The sequence below is a fragment of the Gilliamella sp. Imp1-1 genome (assembly GCF_001690415.1).
GTDB classification, from domain to species: Bacteria; Pseudomonadota; Gammaproteobacteria; order Enterobacterales; family Orbaceae; genus Gilliamella; species Gilliamella bombi.
Window position 1 is genome coordinate 30,409 of sequence record NZ_LZHK01000129.1, and the last position, 19,877, is coordinate 50,285.

Genomic DNA, 19,877 nt, shown 5'->3' on the forward strand with positions numbered 1-19,877 from the left:
CTTATTTAATAAGCTCACCTTTCTAAAGCGATGAAAGTATAGCCGTTTAAGGGATGATTGACTAGTTTTTTTGCGGACTTTTTTGTAAAGAAATGTAAAGATGAAAACGGTTCAGCTTTAGAGATAGGTGAATTTTATAATTAAAATAGGGTGTTAGCTTTAGGACTTTTTGATTTTTGCGGAATAATTAATATTGCTGATAACATCTAAAACACAAACACGCCCAACAGCCCAGTTTGGCGTGCTAGCTTTATTTCGTTATCGGTATATTTTGATGCTGTGATAAGGCAAGCATATTAATATTGTGGTGCTATAAGTGTGTTTTGCTCTAAAAACGTTCAGGTAGACTATTGATTTTATTTAAGTTTTTATTTGCGTTTCTAAATAAAATCAAACACTTATAGGCTAGCAATTTGGTTATTATGACTACTTAATTCCACTTTATAAGGTGCATTACATATCGTTAATACATCACTACAGCCTATTGCTTGGTTATTTTTATCTATAATACTCAACATCAAATTCTCAAATGTCGTTACTCCACTTTGTCCGTCTCCATCATCATCTCCCCAATAGTTATAACGTGTGACTAAGTAACTTATACTCACTAAGTTACTTGATCTTAATGTAGAAACCATCATGCCTATATCTGCAAAACTTTGCTCACCCACTGGTAACTTAATCGGGTTTGTCGCACTTGAAGTGTTAGTTAATAGTGTGATTTTTGTTACAGCTATTTTTTGTATTTTAACTTAGTATATTTTTTAGACTTAACTTTCAAGAATTACTATTTAACTATCAACTTGCTGATGATAGTAATCTGGCATTTAATTATTTTGTATTGAACTCACTTAGGTTATATAATCTTAATTTTATTATAATAAAGGAGTCTGTGATATGCTTACCTATGTTTAAATATCACCCAAATGCATATCAACTCGATATTTTTGTTAATGAAAAGGGAATTTGTTCCGTTTGTAATCAAAAACGAACAATAAAATATAATTTGGTACCTTATTGTGTTGAAGATCCTGATTATATCTGCCCATGGTGTATTGCCGATGGTTCGGCTGCAGAAAAATATCAAGGTCAATTCAACGATAATTATGGCGTAGAAGATGTGCCATCCGAAATGTTAGACGAAATAGTATTAAAAACCCCGAGTTATTCATCATGGCAACAGGAAGTGTGGTTATCGCATTGTAACGAACCTTGTGCTTTTATTGGTTATGTTGGAGCCAAAGAAATTGAACCCTATTTTGATGAAATCTTAGATGATATCCAAGACTATCCCGAAGAATTGATAAAATCGTCTTTATCGAAAGACGGGACGTTCGTTGGCTATTTGTTTGAGTGTGTGCAATGTGCTAAAAAAAGGTTGCATGTTGATTGTGATTGATTTTAATAACTCTATACAGAGTATAGATTTAATATGCTAAATTAAAATAAGAAATAATAGTGTGCAATATCTCACTGATAAAAGGAAATAACTAGGAAAAATGCAACCATGAAAAAAATACCATTGTTATTAACTATATTGTTGTTTAGTTGGTTTAATACTAATTATACGTTCGCCAATACTCAAACTGCATCATCTCAATATAAAAAGCAGTTTGCTAACGTTGCTGATGTTGCCGCTTTTAATGATTATATTGCTTGCTATCCCGTATCTGAACATCTTAATACATATAAAAAAATCGCCAGCCATATCAGAGATACTCATTACCATTTTTTAAGTGATGCTAACTATAATCAACTTGAAAACCAACTTAAAATCATCTTAGAAGATTAGCAGTTACATTTCAAAACTATTTCTTTTTCTTCCATGATCGTTATAAAAACCTTGTTCGTGGCGTATTGTGTATGCAATGACGCCACAAATGGATAACGCTGGGTTAGTGGGTTATTCGAGCAAGCTAAAATAACTTGTGCTACGGTAATTTGATATGATCAATATACCCTTTTACAATATTGATACTTTTTTCAAAGAGTTGTTTTTCATTTTCGTTAAAGTCGAGCTTGATCACTTTTTTAATACCATGTTGATCTAATATTGCAGGAACACCAATTGCAACATTTTTATAGCCATACTCTCCGTCTAAAATACAACTAAGCGCTAATGCTCGGTGGCTATTAGTAAATATATGTTGGCAAATTTCGGTTATGGTGCTAGCTATTCCATATTCAGTGCAGTGCTTACGGTTAGCAATTTCAAAACCCATTTTTCGAGCTTTGGTGCCAATTTGTTCAAAATCGATTTTGTTTTTTTCTAAATCATTAAGATTAATTCCATAAACAGATGAATGCGACCAAACAGGAAACTGTGAATCACCATGTTCACCGACAATAAAGGCATCAATGCTTTGTGGACCAATATCCATTTTTTCGCCCAATAATCGACGCAAACGTACCGTATCAAGCCATACTCCTGTACCAATCACTCGGTGACGAGGTAAGCCAGATAGTTTCCAGACTTGATATGTAATGGCATCGCAAGGATTGGTGGCAATTAAAAATATGCCTTTAAAACCATTGTTCATCATATCAGGTACTATGTTGGCAATAATTTTAGAGGTTCCTGCAAGCTCTTCTGCACGGCTTTTTTGAGCTATGCCTGAAGTTACAGTGATAATCGCAATATCAATATCGGCGCAATCGGTCGATTCGCGTAAACTGACTTTAACCATATTTTGCCGATAGGCCGCCGCATCTAGTAAATCTTGTGCATACCCATAGGCTAATTCTTTATTAAGATCAACAAGTGCAATTTCTTCGCAAATTCCTCGATTAACCAGTGTATAAGCCGTTGTTGATCCCACATTACCCACGCCGATAATCATCACTTTTCGCAGTTTCATATTAAGCCTCGCTTTATTAAAAAATAAGGTAAAACAACAAATGTTTTTCATAGTATAAAGCTAGATTAGTATGATTTAATAAATTATCTTTTCTACTTTAACTATTATTTAAATAGACGGAATTAGCTACTATTTAATTTAGTTTTATATACAATAAATTAACGATATAACTATGTCGTAAATTAATAGAAGTTATAAGTTAATTGAAACCGCGAACTTTTAAAAATTGACTTTTATTTTTTAAGTGATAATAATTCTTATTAACATTTAAATTTATTGCTATAAATAATTGGCAATGCAGTTTCACTACTACAAGTAATTAAATTGAAAGATATTTGTTAGATTTGTTAGGAACAATCACTGAATTTTGCTATTTGTTTATGAGTCAAACGCTAGGAGTCGCTAATGAAGTTCAATTTTTGGAAAAATCGTAAAATATTATTAAAGGTTATTTTAACTTCGTTAATTATTTTGACAGGTATGCACGCATCTGCACAAGCGTCAGAAAGGAAATTTAAAGTCGTTACTACCTTTACGGTTATTCAAGATATTGCGCAAAATGTAGCTGGTGATGCAGCTATAGTAGAGTCAATTACCAAGGTCGGCGCAGAAATTCATGAATACGACCCTACCCCGCAAGATATTACCAAAGTGCTTTCAGCAGATTTAGTGTTATGGAATGGTCTTAATTTAGAGCTTTGGTTTAAACGCTTTTTTGAAGATGTAAAAGATGTCCCATCCGTTGTTGTGACTGAAGGTATTGAGCCAATGCCAATCCGAGAAGGAAGCTATAAAGGTAACCCTAATCCACATGCTTGGATGTCACCAACACTAGCCTTAATTTATATTGAAAATATTCGCGCGGCATTTGTTAAATATGATCCTAAAAATACGGCTATTTATAATAGAAATGCTGCTGATTATATTGCTAAAATTAAAGCACTTGATGCACCATTACGTGAACGATTGGCCAAAATCCCTGAGTCAAAACGTTGGCTTGTGACCAGCGAAGGAGCTTTTAGTTATCTAGCTCGTGACTATAATTTGAAAGAAGCTTACCTATGGCCAATAAACGCTGAACAACAAGGCACACCTCAGCAAGTTAGGCAATTAATTGATTTAGTGAGAGCAAATGATATTCCTGTCATTTTTAGTGAGAGTACTATTTCAGATAAACCCGCTAAACAAGTGAGCAAAGAAACCGATATTAAATATGGTGGCGTTTTGTATGTCGATTCGCTTTCAACTAAAAATGGTCCTGTTCCAACTTATATTGATTTGTTAAAAGTGACCGTTGAAACTATTGCTAAAGGATTTGAAAAATAATGACTCAAATTTGCTTGAAAGTTGATGATATCACGGTGACTTATAATAATGGCCATACTGCAATTTATGATGCTAGCTTTAGCTTAAACGGTGGTACTATTTGTGCTTTAGTTGGTATTAATGGTAGTGGCAAGTCAACGTTATTTAAAAGCATTATGGGAATGGTTCATCCAACCCGTGGGCGTGTAACTTTTAATGATTTCTCAGTAAAGCAAGCTTTAAAGCAAAATATCATTGCCTATGTGCCACAAACCGAAGAAGTCGATTGGGATTTTCCAGTTCTGGTGTCGGATGTAGTAATGATGGGGCGATACGGGCATATGTCTTTTTTACGTATTCCAAGCAAAGAAGATAAAAAACAAGTTGATATTGCTCTTGAACGTGTGAACATGCTTGATTTTAAGCATCGTCAAATTGGCGAACTTTCTGGTGGGCAAAAAAAACGAGTATTTTTAGCTCGAGCATTAGCTCAACAAGGTAAAGTGTTGTTGCTAGATGAGCCCTTTACTGGAGTTGATGTTAAAACCGAAAATGCCATTATTGATTTATTGAAAGATCTGCGAGAAGAAGGCCATTTAATTTTAGTTTCAACCCATAACTTAGGTAGTGTTCCTGAATTTTGTGATCAAGTGGTATTAATTAATCAAACTGTACTGGCCTTTGGTCCAACTAAAACAACTTTTACACCGCAAAATTTAATGACCACCTTTGGTGGTGCACTACGTTACCTTAGTTTATCAGGCGAGAAACTGCATGATGACGAAGATCCTCGTAAAGTATCCATATTAACTGACGATGAGCGTGCTGCTATTTTTTATGGCGAAGGTAAGCATGATTCCCCCCATCGAGATTTATTGATTGACCATTACGATAATAAACCCAAGGGGTAACAATAAATGGAACTTTTACTTGAACCATTTACCTACGATTTTATGCTTAAAGCGATTTGGGTAAGTAGTATTGTTGGCGCTGCTTGTGCTTTTTTATCGGCTTTTTTAATGTTAAAAGGTTGGTCACTAATGGGCGATGCGCTATCGCACTCTGTTGTACCTGGCGTTGCTGGTGCGTATGCGCTTGGACTACCTTATTCAATTGGAGCATTTTTTACTGGGTTACTGGCGGCACTTGCAATTACGTTGGCTCGTGCCTTTACACGCTTAAAAGAAGACGCCACTATCGGTTTTATTTTTTCAACCTTTTTTGCTGTCGGTTTGTTAATTATTTCGCTCAATCCAACATCTGTTAACGCACAAACTATTATATTTGGTAATATTCTTGGAATTGATGATAGCGATATGTGGCAAGTGCAAATCATTATTTTGGTATCATTTATACTACTTTTCTTTTTTTGGAAGGATTTGTTAGTTGTCTTTTTTGATGAAACTCATGCCAGATCGATTGGATTAAAACCATTAAAACTAAAAATCCTATTTTTTACTATTTTAAGCGCATGTACCGTTGCAGCATTACAAACAGTTGGGGCTATTTTAGTAATAGCTATGGTTGTTACCCCTGGGGCAACCGCTTACTTACTGACTAATCGATTTTCTCGGTTATTGATTATCTCGGTTCTTATTGGCACTGTAACTAGTGCTGTTGGTGCTTGGATTAGCTACTTTTTAAATGGCGAAACTGGTGGCGTTATTGTAACGCTACAAACGCTGATTTTTATTGCCGCATTTTTATTTGCACCAAAGCAAGGACTTATTGCCAATCATCTTCAGATCCGTAAAAGCCGTTTAAATAAAGGGAGAAAGGTATGACAGAGTTTTGGGAATTTATCTACTATCCTCTGACCCTTCCTCTTATTCAGCGAGCAATTTTAGCTGCACTAGCAACTGGTATAGTTTGTGCTTTGCTTTCTTGCTTTTTAGTTTTAAAAGGCTGGTCATTAATGGGGGATGCAATTTCGCATGCGGTTTTACCTGGAATTGTGCTTGCCTATTTAGCAGGTATTCCCATTATAATTGGTGCTTTTGCTTCAGGCCTATTTTGCTCAGTTGCAACAGGTTATATCAAAGAAAACAGCCGATTGAAAGAAGATACCGTAATGGGGATTGTATTTTCGGGTATGTTTGCTTTTGGTTTAGTATTATTTTCAAAAGTAGATACTTCACAGCATTTAAATCATATCCTATTTGGTAGTGTACTTGGCACTAGCTATGACGAGCTTAAAAAGATCATATTTATTGCTACAATTGTATCAATCTTAGTTATTATAAAACGCCGCGATCTTATGCTTTACTGCTTTGATCCTGTACAAGCCAAAGTTGTTGGACTACCAGTTAAACTATTACATTATGGTTTATTAAGTGTGTTAGCTTTAACCATTGTAAGTTCGTTAAAAATAGCGGGTATGATTTTAGTTATTGCTATGCTGATAGCTCCAGGTATAACTGCTTTTTCGTTAACTAAACGTTTTGAATGGATGTTAGTAATTGCTGTGTTAGTTTCCGCATTTTCAACGGTGGTGGGCACTTTGATAAGTTATTATGCAGATGCATCAACCAGTGCTTGTATTGTTATTTTGCAGGCAACCATATTTTTATTTGCTCAGGTTTATCAGTTTATTACTAGCAAAAAATTACGCCACTAAAATTATTCTTGTAACTATTGCAAAGAAGCCGTTTTTAGAAATACTTTTTTACAGCTATAAAAAAACAGCGTAATGATATTTTTAAGCCATTTTACGCTGTTATTATTAATTTAATTGTTATTCATCATCCAAATATTTACTATTATCAGCATAATTATCAAAACGTGAAAACTGACCTTGGAATTTTAATCGAACTTTCCCAATTGGTCCGTTTCGCTGTTTTCCTAGAATAATTTCAGCAATACCTTTATGTTCTGAGGCTTCGTTATAAACCTCATCACGATAGATAAACATAATCACATCAGCATCTTGTTCGATAGAGCCTGATTCACGTAAATCAGAGTTAACTGGTCTTTTATCGGCTCGTTGCTCCAAACTACGATTAAGCTGAGATAGTGCAACAACAGGAACTTGTAATTCTTTAGCCAAGGCTTTTAATGAACGCGATATTTCGGCAATTTCTAAAGTCCGATTTTCAGAAATATTCGGTACACGCATAAGCTGTAAGTAATCAACCATTATCATACTTAAGCCTTTATGTTCCCGATAAATACGTCTTGCTCTTGAGCGTAATTCCATTGGCGTTAAACCTGATGAGTCATCGATATAGATGTTTTTCTTTTCGAGCAATAGTCCCATTGTGCTTGAGATTCTTGCCCAATCATCGTCTTGCAGTTGTCCTGTTCGAATTTTCGTTTGATCAACACGTGAAAGCGAAGCTAGCATACGCATCATGATTTGTTCTGAAGGCATTTCTAAGCTGAATATTAATACTGGTTTTTCTTGTTCTAGCGCAGCATTTTCACACAAATTCATAGCAAAAGTGGTTTTACCCATTGATGGCCTTGCCGCAATGATAATTAAATCGGAACGTTGCAAACCAGCCGTTTTTTTATCTAAATCGATATAACCTGTTGAAACCCCTGTCACACCATCATGTGGACGTTGAAACAACTCTTCGATTTTAGCTACCGTTGCTTCTAGCACTTCGGTAATACTTTTTGGACCTTCACCTTGTTTAGTTCGGCTTTCAGCGATTTGAAATATTTTGCTTTCCGCCAAATCTAAAATTTCGGTACTATCTCGCCCTTCTGTTGCATAACAATTATCAGCAATATCATTTGATGCACTAATTAATTCACGTAAAATCGCTTGTTGGCGAATAATATCACTATAAGCAACAACATTAATCGCACTTGGTGTGTTTTTTGAAAGTTCAGCCAAATAAGCAAAACCACCAACATCAGCTAAAACATCTTTACTTTCAAGGCTTTCAGAAAGGGTAATTAAATCAATTGGTGTACCTTTACTGACCAATGTATGCATTTCAGAAAAAATTAGTTGATGATGACGCGAATAAAAATCGCGATCAGTGATCATTTCAGATACAGCATCCCAACGTTGATTATCAAGCATCAAGCTACCAAGTACTGCTTGTTCAGCTTCAATTGAGTGTGGTGGAAGCTTGATATTATGCAAGTTTGATTTTTTCGCTTCTTGATTTCTAGAATCTTTATTTGTGCTTGTTCGATCAGTCTTCATTACATTTATCTTTTTAATTTAATTAACTTTTTATTGTTTGCTTATTATCCAACTTATTTTAAAAATAATGGGCCTAATGCTTGGGTTGGTATTTGATATTCTGATGGATAATCCACCTGAACTAAATATAATCCTTCAGGTTTTGCTGTTGCAGCAGCTTTCGTCCTATCTTTAGCCTGTAAAAGTTCGCTAATCCATTCTGGAGGTTGATTACCCGCACCAACTTCAAGTAAACTGCCCACAATGTTACGTACCATATGGTGAACAAACGCGTTAGCTTTAATATCAACAATAATAAATTCACCTTGTCGCCAAACTTCGATATGATGAATATTACGCCAAGGTGTTCTTGATTGGCACTGCGCTGCTCTAAAGGATGAAAAATCATTCTCACCTAATAAATACTGTGCAGCTTGATGCATTAAGGTTTCATCCAAAGGTAAATAATAATGCGATACTCCTTTAGCTAAAATTGCTGTCCGATAACGATGATTATAAATCACATAACGATAACGCCGAGCAGTCGCACTAAACCGCGCATGAAAACTATCATCAACTACTTGTGACCAACGCACCGCAATATTATCAGGTAAATGAGAATTCACTCCCATTGTCCAAGCACTAGCTGATCGCATGGCTTGGGTTTCAAAATGAATAACTTGACCAGTTGCGTGTACACCAGCATCTGTGCGACCAGCACAAAAGACGTTTATTGGTGAATTAGCAATTGTCGATAGTGCGGATTCTAGTCTTTCTTGAATAGAATCAACATGCTGCTGTCGTTGCCAGCCAAAGTAATTACTACCATCATATTCAATACCAAGGGCAATTTTATATATAGTCATTAATGAGGATCTCAAGTGTCTCAATTAACATTAATGCACCTAAATAACGAATATTATCAGCAACTGACCAAAATTGAATTTGTTCATAATGGCCGTAACTGTGTCTCAAATTAGCCAATTTAATAGTTAGCTGACCTTCAGACTCTATACTAACTTCGGTCACTGGAGTTGGCAGATTATCGCTTTGCACTTCAACCCCAAACTCGCTAAAACGTGCCATATCTAACTCAATCGGTAAGCTACTTGATACATTAATAGCTTGTGACACCCCATAAAACACAGGCACAATTACTGACTCAATAGAGACAGGAAGTTCATAATTATTTAATATTTTACGAATTTGATTAACTTGTGACTTTTCACCTAATATTGAATCATCATGTTCGTGCGATACGGGTAATAAGTTAAATGCTAATTGCTTGTCAAATAACTGATTATCAACTGGCATGCCATTTAATAAGCGAGCGCTCTGCCCAGCCAGCTCATCCACTCCTGGCTTACCATACAATGAGGCCGGAATAAAACTGGTGACATGTAAATTGGTTAATAACTCAATATCAGTTAACGACGCAACACAACGCAATAATTGGCACACTGTGGCACTAGCTACAGCTATAATGTTTTCATTACGGTATTCAGTTAATACACTGTTATTAACTTTAGGTACTACTAATGGAATATGATCCTGCTGAACAAAATAGCCACTTGCATCAATCACTACGCAACCTGATTCTGCCGCAATTTGTGCATATTTTTCACTTGTTTCATAACCAGCAACAAAAAAGGCAAAATGGCACTGGCTCCAATCCATTTGTACACTATCGGTAACAGTTAAATTTTTACCAGCAAAACGAACAACTTCACCAGCACTATTGTCACTACCGACCAAATAGAGATTTTCAATTTTTAGACTATTGTCTTGTAAACTACGTTGTTGTAATAATTCAACTAGCGCAGAACCCACTTGTCCTGTCGCCCCCACAATAGCAATATTCCATGCAGACATATTTATAAACCCAAATAAAAAAATTAACGGTAATTATATCACTATATTGTCAAAGATAGCGGAAAAAGATATTTTTCAATTTTGGAACACAGATCGACAAAACAAAATCTGATCCCTTACAAATTAGCTTAATATCCGTAAAGTAATAAGCCACTTTAATCAAAATTTATTCGTTAATATGACAAAAATCACTCTATCGGATATTGCTACAAAAGCTAATGTTTCAGTTGCTTCGGTTTCAAGAGTATTAAAAAAACCACATTTAACTTCCCCTCAAGCTCAACTACGCGTTTATCAAGCTATTGAGGAATTAAATATAGATACATCAAAAAATTTAAAACCCTTTCAATCAATACATAACAGTAGAAAGATATTAATTATTGATAATCAACTTTTTTCAAAAAGTTTAATCAATCTTGGTTTAGAACAAGCTTTGAAAAAAGAGCAGTATCAACTGTTTTATTTGCAGTTTCCTTATAATAATAGAAACGATATCCATCATATTATTCGTTATGTAGCCCAAAATGCATTTGACGGTATTATCATTATCAATGATGCTCCATATTTAAAAACACTGGTTTCTTATAAAGATACATTACCACCCATTGTGTTAGTTAATCACTTTTCGCTTGATTTTATTTGCGTTCACTTTGATCATTTATTGATCGGATATCAAATGACGAAATATTTAACTGAAAATTCTCATACCAAAGTTGCTATTTTGCTTAATAATGACCAATTGATAAATTCAGCACTTCTGCTACAAGGTTATAAACAAGCATTGCTACGTGCCAATATTGTTATTGAGCCTCGATATATTATTCAAGGTTGTTTTACTTATCAACATGCCAGATCAGCAATAGAAAAATTAATAAACGGCAGTAAATCGCCATCAGCCGTCATTTGTGCCGATAATTTTAGCTTAACCTATTTAGATGAAATTTATTATAAAGACCTACACAATCAATCTCCTGATAACATGGTTTTAGGGGCGTTACATCAAGCCAATGAAAGTAAATCAAAACTGACTCAACCTCTCACTATCTCTTATTTTAGCTCTTCTAAAGAACTCAAATATAATGAATTAGATAATTTATGTAGAATTAATAAACCACTATTTAAAATGGGACAACAGTCTGCAACTTTACTATGTGATATTATTAAAGACACAACAAAGTCTATTAAACACAATAAAATTATCAATATTGAATCGATGTTTTACTAATACGTGTACTATCTTTAAAAGATATTCCCTATTTTGTTTTTGCTCGCTTTCATTGCAAATAATCATCGTACATTCTGATATTGCAGAGAGTAAAAATAATTCAGAAGTCCAGACCGTTTAGTTTTATTGAGATCTGATATCGCCTTAGCGCTTGGCAAATTGAAATAAGGAGGGTTATAAATAAGGCAAAGTGTAGCCGTAATCTTTTTCCCAGATAGTAAGCTTTTAAGTTGAATAGCCACTTATTAAATTTCATCCATTATCATTTACAGGACTTTACCCAATGTGAATAAATTAATATGAAATTTCAATATTCGAGCATTTTTAATATAAAATTCGGTGATTAAATTGCCTTTCACCTTTAATTAGCAAATACACAAAATTTAGAATTAACTCTAAAAACAAGATAATTTTTCCAAATAACCTTTATTTACACCATTTAAGATATTAGATAGCAATTATTATGTTTGTTTAAATGTTCGCTTTATTGGTAAACGGCGTTAAATCAGTACATAAAAAGAGGGAAGCATCCCTCTTTTTTTTACGATCCAGCTCTGTAATTTGGTGGTTCTTTGGTGATAAGTACATCGTGCACATGGCTTTCTTTCATTCCAGCACCAGTAATGCGATAGAATTTAGGTTTAGTTCTTAAATCATCAATTGTTGCGCAACCGGTCAATCCCATACAAGATCTTAATCCCCCCATTTGTTGATGAACTATTTCTTTTAGTAAACCTTTGTAGGCAATACGACCTTCTATACCCTCTGGCACAAGTTTATCAGCAGCATTGTCAGTTTGGAAATAACGGTCAGAAGATCCTTTTGTCATTGCACCAAGCGAACCCATTCCACGATATGATTTATATGCTCTGCCTTGGAATAGTTCAATTTCACCTGGCGCTTCTTCAGTACCTGCAAACATTGAGCCAACCATTACACAAGATGCACCTGCTGCAATAGCTTTAGCAATATCACCTGAATATCGAATTCCACCATCAGCAATAACAGGAATGTTGTGTTTTTGTGCAATTTCGACAGCATCCATTATGGCGCTAATTTGAGGTACGCCAACACCAGTTACAATGCGTGTTGTACAAATTGAGCCGGGGCCAATTCCTACTTTAACGGCGTTAACACCTGCATCAATTAAGGCTTTAGCTCCTTCTGCTGTGGCGATGTTACCGCCAATAATTTGTAAATCTGGATAGGACTTTCTTGCTTGGCGAATACGCTCAAGTACGCCTTCTGAATGGCCGTGCGATGAATCAATCAATAATACATCTACACCTGCTTCTACTAATGCTGCAATCCGCTCTTCATTACCAGCGGCTGCGCCAACAGCGGCTCCAACACGCAAACGACCTTGCTTGTCTTTACAAGCATTAGGTTTTTGTTCAGCTTTGTTATAATCTTTGACGGTAATCATACCTTTTAGGTGGAATCGACCATCAACAACAAGGACTTTTTCAACCCGGTATTCGTGCATTTTTTGCAGCACGATTTCACGTTGTTCACCTTCATTTACAGTCACTAAGCGTTCTTTCGGCGTCATCACAGCAGTAACAGGTAAAGAAAGATCCGTTGCAAATCGTACATCACGTGCGGTGATAATGCCAACTAGTTCTTGAGTTTCAGTCACAACTGGAAACCCTGCAAAACCATACTCTTTAGCTAGTTCGATAACTTGCTTTATAGTTGCAGTTGGTAGAACTGATACAGGATCTTGTACTATGCCGCTTTCATGTTTCTTAACACGTCTTACATGATTGGCTTGATTTTCAATTGACATATTTTTATGAATAAACCCAATACCACCTTCTTGAGCAAGTGCAATAGCTAAATCAGATTCAGTTACAGTATCCATTGCGGCAGAAATCATTGGAATATTGAGCTTGATGGTTTGGGTTAGTTGAGTGCTAATATCAGCCGTGTTAGGTAATACAGTTGAATGAGCGGGAACTAATAGCACGTCGTCAAACGTGAGAGCTTCTTTGACAATACGGGACATGACAATATTCACCATTGAGTTAAATTGTTGATAAAATATTGCCGAGGTATTCTACTTATCTTTTACTTAAAAGGCTAGTAGAATTTAACGCTATTTTTAAATAAAGACCCAAAAGAACTAAATATAAGTGAAGATATGTTGAAAATACCTCACTAATTAAATAAAAACTAGTGAGGCAAAAATTAGGCTTTTAATGTTTTGCTAAATAACCATATTAATAGCTAAGCATCCTACTAATCCACAAACGGAAATTATGGTTTCTAACAGTGACCAAGATTTCATGGTCTCAGTAATGCTTAAATTGAAATATTCTTTAAATAACCAAAATCCAGGATCATTTACATGCGAAAATACAACACTTCCGGCACCTGTTGCAATAACCATTAATTCAGGACTTACTCCGGTTGATGCAATGAGAGGGAACACAATGCCTCCAGCTGTCAATGCTGCAACAGTTGCAGAACCAAGCGCTAATCGAAGCAATGCCGCAATTAACCAAGCCATTACAATAGGTGAAATATTTGATGAATGCATCATTTGTTCAATGTAAACTTTTACACCACTATCAACAAGCACTTGTTTAAATGCTCCACCACCGCCAATAATTAATAACATCATGGCAATAATTTTGATTGAATCAACTAAAGTTGTATTAACCTCAACCATAGAGCGTCCACGTAACAAGCCAAATGTAAATACCGCAACTAATACAGAAATCAAAGTTGCAATGACTGGATCACCTAGAAACTCTACATAAGGTAATACTGCATGTCCTTTATCTAAAGTCATATCGCAAACTGCACGAATTGACATTAAAATAACCGGAATTAAAGCAGTAAAAACACTGACCGCAAAGCTTGGCATTTGCTCATCAGTAAATTTTTTAGAATTATATAAACCTTCTTCAATTGGATGATTAATTACGCGAATAAATGGTAATCTTGCTAATACAGGTCCAGCTAAAATTACCGTTGGGATACCGATGATAGTACCATAGAGTAAGGTACGTCCCATATCTGCTTTAAAAATTTCAGCAATAGCTGTAGGACCAGGATGAGGAGGTAAAAAGCCATGGGTCACAGATAAAGCCGCAGCCATAGGAATACCAATATATAGTGGCGATATACGTAACGTTGCAGCAATAGTTAATACTAATGGTAATAAAAGAACAAACCCAACTTCATAGAAAAGTGCAAAACCAACAATAAAACCAGTAAGTGTAACCGCCCATTGGATTTTCTTGTCACCAAATGTTTCAATTAGCGTTGTTGCGATACGTTGAGCTCCACCACAATCGGCCAATAATTTTCCCAACATTGCTCCAAAGCCCATAATTAAGGCTAAACTACCAAGCGTACCACCGACTCCATTTTTTATGGATTTCACCACATCCATAACTGGCATGCCTTCCATTACACCAACACTTAGCGCAACTAGAATTAGAGCAATAAAACCATTGACTCGAAGTGGTAACATTAAAATAAGTAGCAGTGCTACACCAATAGCAATTATTATTAACGGCATAAATAGATCCTCTAAAATAAAATATCCCTTGTTATCGGTAACATTCTAAATTATAGAGAAATTAAAAAAAAATACAGGGAAGAAATATCTAAAATGAGAATTTGATCACATTTTTAAAATGAATCTGATTTTTGTGCCATTAATATATAATTTATATCCACATTTGGACTTAATTTGAATTGATTTTTAAATAAAAGATATTCCATACCAATAATAGCTTCTACATCTAATTTTGCTTGCTCAACAAGCGCCATTAACTCTGATGGGCGAATGAAGCGATTAAAGTCGTGCGTACCTTTGGGCACTAAGCGAGCAATATATTCTGCTCCATAAATCAATAACAATTTTGCTTTATGATTACGGTTAATAGTCGATAAAAATAGTTTACCTCCTGGTTTAAGCAATTTTGCACAGGCTTGTATGACAGAAAAAGGATCTGGTACATGTTCTAATAACTCCATACAAGTAATGACATCATACTTGGCAGGATGTTGTTGTGCATGTTTTTCAACCGTTTGCTTTTGATAATCGATCGTAAGGCCATTTTGTTCGGCATGAATTTTGGCAACGGTAAGCGATTCATCAGCAAGATCAATGGCGGTAACATTTGCCTCTAATTTAGCTAGGCTTTCAGATAATATCCCCCCCCCACAGCCAACATCAAGCACAAATTTGTTGGTTAGTGATCCACATTTTTGTTTTATATAATCCACACGTAATGGATTGATGATGTGTAACGGTTTGCATTTACCATTTGGGTTCCACCAATCGGCAGCAAGTTGTGAAAATTTGTTGATTTCGTTTTGGTCGATGTTTTGTGACATAGTGGCTCTTTGATATCAGTAAAATCTAAAATTAACTATATGCTATGTTGTTGCGATTATCAATAAATCAGCCTGATTAATCTTGTTTATCAAAAAATAACATATTAAACACTGCTGTTTACTATATAATTTGTCCTACAAAAAGATTATTACGTCAATTAATGAGACAAAGAGAAGGAATCGGTCTTAAATATATTTATTTAGTTCAAAACATATCATAATTTTTAACAAATATAATTGACTTTGCCTTTAATTGGCGATGTTGTTATTTTTTATTGCAGATTTCTCCTTTTTGAGTATTTTAAAAATGTTTAATATGACATATTGATTAGTATAATCGTTTAAAAAAATAAATATGATACATTCCTATCGCTACTCGCTAAAAATTTATACGGATATAACCAATAACTTGCATAATATCTTGTTTATAGAAGTATTTCATGGCATGATTAAAATTTCATTTATAAAATGACACACTTTTTTCACAACGCTAAATTAAACTAATTAAGATTAAAGGAAACAATATTAATGAGTACGGGTACTATGAAAAAAAGTCACTCACAGTGGAGTTCGCGCATGGGATTTATGCTTGCCGCTGCTGGTTCTGCTGTTGGGTTAGGTAATATTTGGAAATTCCCCTATATGGCTGGCGAAATGGGCGGCTCTGCGTTTGTGCTTACCTATTTACTATTTATGTTTGTAATTGGCTTACCAATTTTAGTTTTAGAATGGTTAATTGGGCGTCGAGGGCAAAAAAATCCAATTCATACTATGGAAGATGTCGCTGTTTCAGAAGGCCGTTCTAAATCATGGCGCTGGGTTGGTATCATTGGTGTAGTAGGTTCTTTTTTAATCCTATCATTTTATAGTGTTATCGGGGGGTGGGCGACTGATTACATTGTTTTAGCAGCCCAAGGTTCTTTCGAAGGTGCTAATGGCGAAGCTACTGGTCAACTTTTTACCCATTTCCTTGGCAATGTTAACAGTCTACTAACTTGGCACACCGTATTTATGTTTGCTACAGCATTTATTGTTGCTCTTGGTGTTGGTGCTGGTTTAGAACGCGGTTGTAAATTGATGATGCCTGGGCTCGGAGTGTTATTACTTGTTTTAGTTGGTTATGCTGCTTATGTTAGCGGTCCATCTTTTTATGATGCTTTTAAATTTTTGTTCACTCCTAATTGGTCTGCAATTAACGGTACAGCAGTATTGGCAGCATTGGGACATGCATTTTTTAGTCTATCTTTAGGTATGGGTATTATGATGGCATATGGTTCTTATCTGGGTTCAGATGTGAACTTACTATCAACTGCACGTACTGTAGTTATTTTAGATGTAATTGTGGCGATGCTATCTGGTATGGCGATTTTCCCACTGGTATTTGCTAACGGTTTACAACCTGGTGAAGGTCCAGGACTTATTTTTGTCACCTTACCGATTGCTTTTGGTAATATGGCTGGCGGCACTGTTTTAGGTGTTTTATTCTTTATTTTTCTTACTTTTGCTGCATTAACTTCTTCTATTTCATTACTTGAACCAACAGTTGAATTGTTAGAAGAAAAAACACCATTGGGTAGAAAATCAGCAACAATTTTAAGTAGTTTAGTTATTTGGGCATTAGGTATCGCATGTATTTTATCATTTAATGAATGGGCTGAAGTGAAACTATTTGGTAAAAATATATTTGATTTGCTTGATTACTTAACTAGTAAAATAATGTTACCTGTTACAGGTTTAGGCACTGTGATATTTGGTGCTTGGATGATGAACCAAAAACGTATCCGCGAAGAATTAAATTTAAATAATTTCTGGTTTAACATTTGGACTGTTTTATCACGATTCGTTATTCCAGTTGCTGTTATTTTAATTCTTGTTTATGGATTTATGTAGCTTTTATTAATTTAAAACAACTTTTAATTAAAAAGCCTTGACCTCTTTAAGGCTTTTTTTGTTCTCTTTTTGCATTTTTAACAAAAAATAACCAAACAATGAATAAATGTCTTACCCCCCTATTGAAATCTTTTTTTTTACTCCCATATAGCAATACATCAATAAATCAAACCATTATGTTAATTTTATTCAGTTAATCTAACAGGCAATGCGCTATTAAATGAGCAAAATGATAAAAGTTAGTTAATAACAAATCATTTTCGTCATTAGAATTAATTGAATTGACTAAATATAATAGAGGAACTAGTCAATGAGTAAGCAAGGCACTGAAACTCGTGGATTTCAATCCGAAGTTAAACAAATTCTACATTTAATGATTCACTCTTTATACTCAAATAAAGAGATTTTTTTAAGAGAACTTATTTCAAACGCATCCGATGCAGCCGACAAACTTCGATTTAAAGCGTTAGAAAATCCAGATCTATATGCTGGCGATGGTGAACTTGGTGTGCGTATTTCGACCAATAAAGAGGCAGGCACTTTGACTATTGCCGATAATGGTATTGGTATGACTCGTGATGAAGTGATTGAAAACTTAGGTACTATTGCTAAATCAGGTACCAAAGCATTTTTAGAGTCTATTGGTAGCGATCAAGCCAAAGATAGCCAACTAATTGGTCAGTTTGGTGTAGGTTTTTATTCTGCTTTTATCGTTGCCGATAAAGTCACAGTTAGAACGCGCGCAGCCGTCGCAAAAGCCGACGAAGCAGTTATGTGGGAGTCAACAGGTGAAGGTGAATATACTATATCAGATGATAATAAAGAAACTCGTGGTACAGAAATTACTTTACACTTAAAAGAAGATGAAAAAGAGTTTTTAGACGATTGGCGTTTACGCTCTATTATCAGTAAATATTCTGATCACATTTCACTGCCTGTTGAAGTACAAACTACTGATGAAAAAAGCAAAGAAGTCAAATGGGAAAAGGTTAACAAAGCACAAGCTCTATGGACTCGTAGTAAATCAGAAGTGACTGACGAGGAATATAAAGAGTTTTATAAACATTTATCACACGACTTTGCCGATCCATTAAGTTGGAGTCATAACCGTGTTGAAGGTAAACAAGAATATACTAGCTTACTTTATATTCCAGCAAAAGCGCCTTGGGATATGTGGAATCGTGATAATAAACACGGCTTAAAACTGTATGTACAACGTGTATTTATTATGGATGATGCTGAACAATTTATGCCTAACTATTTACGTTTTATAAAAGGCTTAATTGATTCAAATGATTTGCCATTAAATGTATCGCGCGAAATTTTGCAAGATAACAAAATCACCCAAAACTTACGTAATGCATGTACTAAGCGTGTGTTACAAATGCTTGAAAAACTTGCTAAAGACGATAAAGAACAGTATCAACAGTTCTGGAGTGAATTTGGTTTAGTATTAAAAGAAGGTACTGGTGAAGACTTTGCCAACCGTGAAGCAATTGCAAAATTACTCCGTTTTGCGTCAACTCATAGCGATAGCGATGCGCAAACAATATCACTAGAAGATTACATTAGCCGAATGCAAGAAGGTCAAGAAAAGATCTACTATATTACCGCTGATAGCTATGGTGCGGCAAAAAATAGTCCTCATCTTGAGCTATTCCGTAAAAAAGGTATTGAAGTATTGTTATTATCCGATCGTATTGATGAATGGATGATGAGTAACTTAACTGAATTTGATGGCAAACAGTTCCAATCTATCAGTAAATCAGACGAATCAATCGAAAAATTAGCTGATCAAGATAGTGAACAGCAAAAGCAAGTTGAAAAAGAACTTGTGCCATTTATTGAACGAGTTAAAACTACATTAGGCGATAAAGTGAAAGAAGTAAAATTAACGCATCGCTTAACTGATACACCTGCGATTGTTACCACTGCTGCCGACGAAATGAGCACACAAATGGCTAAATTGTTTGCAGCAGCAGGTCAAAAAGCACCAGAAATCAAATACACGTTTGAAATCAACCCAGATCATAAGCTGGTTAAACGTATTGCTGATACGCAAGATGAAAGCGCATTTAACGATTGGGTAGAACTACTACTAGATCAGGCCTTACTTGCTGAAAAAGGTTCACTTAGCGATCCAAGTAAATTTATTCAAACAATGAATAAATTATTAGCACAATAATAAAATAATAGACTAATCAGCCTCGATACATTAACCCTATCGGGGCTT

The 19,877-nt window shown here is 35.1% G+C and carries 17 protein-coding genes; 9 read left to right on the forward strand and 8 right to left on the reverse strand.

What is annotated here, in order from left to right:
• Positions 1 to 398 precede the first annotated feature (398 nt).
• Positions 399 to 671, reverse strand: a complete 273-nt coding sequence (locus tag A9G38_RS10435; RefSeq protein ID WP_141671800.1) for a hypothetical protein — start codon at positions 669 to 671, stop codon at positions 399 to 401.
• Between the two features lie 221 nt (positions 672 to 892).
• On the opposite strand from A9G38_RS10435, the gene A9G38_RS10440 reads away from it, so the two are divergent.
• Both A9G38_RS10440 and A9G38_RS10445 read left to right on the forward strand, forming a co-directional pair.
• Positions 893 to 1,399 (forward strand): CbrC family protein, encoded by a 507-nt coding sequence (locus A9G38_RS10440; RefSeq protein WP_202961519.1) that lies wholly within the window; start codon positions 893 to 895, stop codon positions 1,397 to 1,399.
• Between the two features lie 108 nt (positions 1,400 to 1,507).
• Positions 1,508 to 1,792 (forward strand): hypothetical protein, encoded by a 285-nt coding sequence (locus tag A9G38_RS10445; RefSeq protein ID WP_034909847.1) that lies wholly within the window; start codon positions 1,508 to 1,510, stop codon positions 1,790 to 1,792.
• 139 nt (positions 1,793 to 1,931) lie between these two features.
• Here the strand turns inward: A9G38_RS10445 and A9G38_RS10450 are convergent, their stop codons facing one another.
• Positions 1,932 to 2,858, reverse strand: a complete 927-nt coding sequence (locus A9G38_RS10450) for an L-lactate dehydrogenase (RefSeq protein WP_034909849.1) — start codon at positions 2,856 to 2,858, stop codon at positions 1,932 to 1,934.
• Between the two features lie 480 nt (positions 2,859 to 3,338).
• Between A9G38_RS10450 and A9G38_RS10455 the strand changes: the two genes are divergently transcribed.
• The 4 genes from A9G38_RS10455 to A9G38_RS10470 are packed head-to-tail and all read left to right on the forward strand — an operon-like array spanning position 3,339 to position 6,780.
• Positions 3,339 to 4,184, forward strand: coding sequence for a metal ABC transporter substrate-binding protein (locus A9G38_RS10455; RefSeq protein ID WP_051634122.1), 846 nt, complete (start codon positions 3,339 to 3,341; stop codon positions 4,182 to 4,184).
• Positions 4,184 to 5,074 carry a manganese/iron ABC transporter ATP-binding protein gene (locus A9G38_RS10460; RefSeq protein ID WP_051634116.1) on the forward strand — a complete coding sequence of 297 codons (891 nt, stop codon included), beginning with the start codon at positions 4,184 to 4,186 and terminating at the stop codon, positions 5,072 to 5,074. Before A9G38_RS10455 ends, A9G38_RS10460 begins: the two co-directional genes overlap by 1 nt.
• Before the next feature lie 6 nt (positions 5,075 to 5,080).
• Positions 5,081 to 5,947, forward strand: a complete 867-nt coding sequence (locus A9G38_RS10465; RefSeq protein WP_034909851.1) for a metal ABC transporter permease — start codon at positions 5,081 to 5,083, stop codon at positions 5,945 to 5,947.
• Positions 5,944 to 6,780, forward strand: coding sequence for a metal ABC transporter permease (locus A9G38_RS10470; RefSeq protein ID WP_034909854.1), 837 nt, complete (start codon positions 5,944 to 5,946; stop codon positions 6,778 to 6,780). The genes A9G38_RS10465 and A9G38_RS10470 overlap by 4 nt, the downstream gene beginning before the upstream one ends.
• 117 nt (positions 6,781 to 6,897) lie before the next feature.
• On the opposite strand, the gene dnaB is transcribed toward A9G38_RS10470, so the two are convergent.
• Genes dnaB through A9G38_RS10485 form a run of 3 tightly spaced genes read right to left on the reverse strand, consistent with a single transcriptional unit; the run spans position 6,898 to position 10,173 of the window.
• Entirely contained in the window at positions 6,898 to 8,322 is a 1,425-nt protein-coding gene (dnaB, locus tag A9G38_RS10475; protein WP_034909856.1) for a replicative DNA helicase, read from the reverse strand.
• Between the two features lie 53 nt (positions 8,323 to 8,375).
• On the reverse strand, positions 8,376 to 9,167 hold the full coding sequence (gene truA, locus A9G38_RS10480; protein WP_034909858.1) for a tRNA pseudouridine(38-40) synthase TruA: 792 nt from the start codon (positions 9,165 to 9,167) through the stop codon (positions 8,376 to 8,378).
• Positions 9,154 to 10,173: an aspartate-semialdehyde dehydrogenase gene (locus tag A9G38_RS10485; RefSeq protein ID WP_034909860.1), complete on the reverse strand. Its 1,020-nt coding sequence runs from the start codon at positions 10,171 to 10,173 to the stop codon at positions 9,154 to 9,156. The genes truA and A9G38_RS10485 overlap by 14 nt, the downstream gene beginning before the upstream one ends.
• Before the next feature lie 178 nt (positions 10,174 to 10,351).
• Here A9G38_RS10485 and A9G38_RS10490 point away from each other — a divergent pair, with 178 nt between their 5' ends.
• Positions 10,352 to 11,398, forward strand: coding sequence for a LacI family DNA-binding transcriptional regulator (locus tag A9G38_RS10490; RefSeq protein WP_034909864.1), 1,047 nt, complete (start codon positions 10,352 to 10,354; stop codon positions 11,396 to 11,398).
• 541 nt (positions 11,399 to 11,939) lie between these two features.
• Here A9G38_RS10490 and guaB read toward each other — a convergent pair.
• From guaB to ubiG, 3 genes are all read right to left on the reverse strand, one after another.
• On the reverse strand, positions 11,940 to 13,406 hold the full coding sequence (guaB, locus tag A9G38_RS10495; protein ID WP_034909865.1) for an IMP dehydrogenase: 1,467 nt from the start codon (positions 13,404 to 13,406) through the stop codon (positions 11,940 to 11,942).
• A 201-nt stretch (positions 13,407 to 13,607) separates the two neighbouring features.
• The gene (gene gntT / locus A9G38_RS10500; RefSeq protein ID WP_335340401.1) at positions 13,608 to 14,948 is read right to left on the reverse strand and encodes a gluconate transporter; all 1,341 of its coding nucleotides are present in this window, start codon (positions 14,946 to 14,948) and stop codon (positions 13,608 to 13,610) included.
• Between the two features lie 95 nt (positions 14,949 to 15,043).
• Positions 15,044 to 15,754: a bifunctional 2-polyprenyl-6-hydroxyphenol methylase/3-demethylubiquinol 3-O-methyltransferase UbiG gene (gene ubiG, locus A9G38_RS10505; protein ID WP_034909869.1), complete on the reverse strand. Its 711-nt coding sequence runs from the start codon at positions 15,752 to 15,754 to the stop codon at positions 15,044 to 15,046.
• A gap of 528 nt (positions 15,755 to 16,282) precedes the next feature.
• Between ubiG and A9G38_RS10510 the strand changes: the two genes are divergently transcribed.
• Both A9G38_RS10510 and htpG read left to right on the forward strand, forming a co-directional pair.
• Complete coding sequence (locus tag A9G38_RS10510) at positions 16,283 to 17,644, forward strand: sodium-dependent transporter (protein WP_202961520.1); 1,362 nt, start codon at positions 16,283 to 16,285, stop codon at positions 17,642 to 17,644.
• A 310-nt stretch (positions 17,645 to 17,954) separates the two neighbouring features.
• Positions 17,955 to 19,829: a molecular chaperone HtpG gene (gene htpG / locus A9G38_RS10515; protein ID WP_034909871.1), complete on the forward strand. Its 1,875-nt coding sequence runs from the start codon at positions 17,955 to 17,957 to the stop codon at positions 19,827 to 19,829.
• Positions 19,830 to 19,877: the final 48 nt, after the last annotated feature.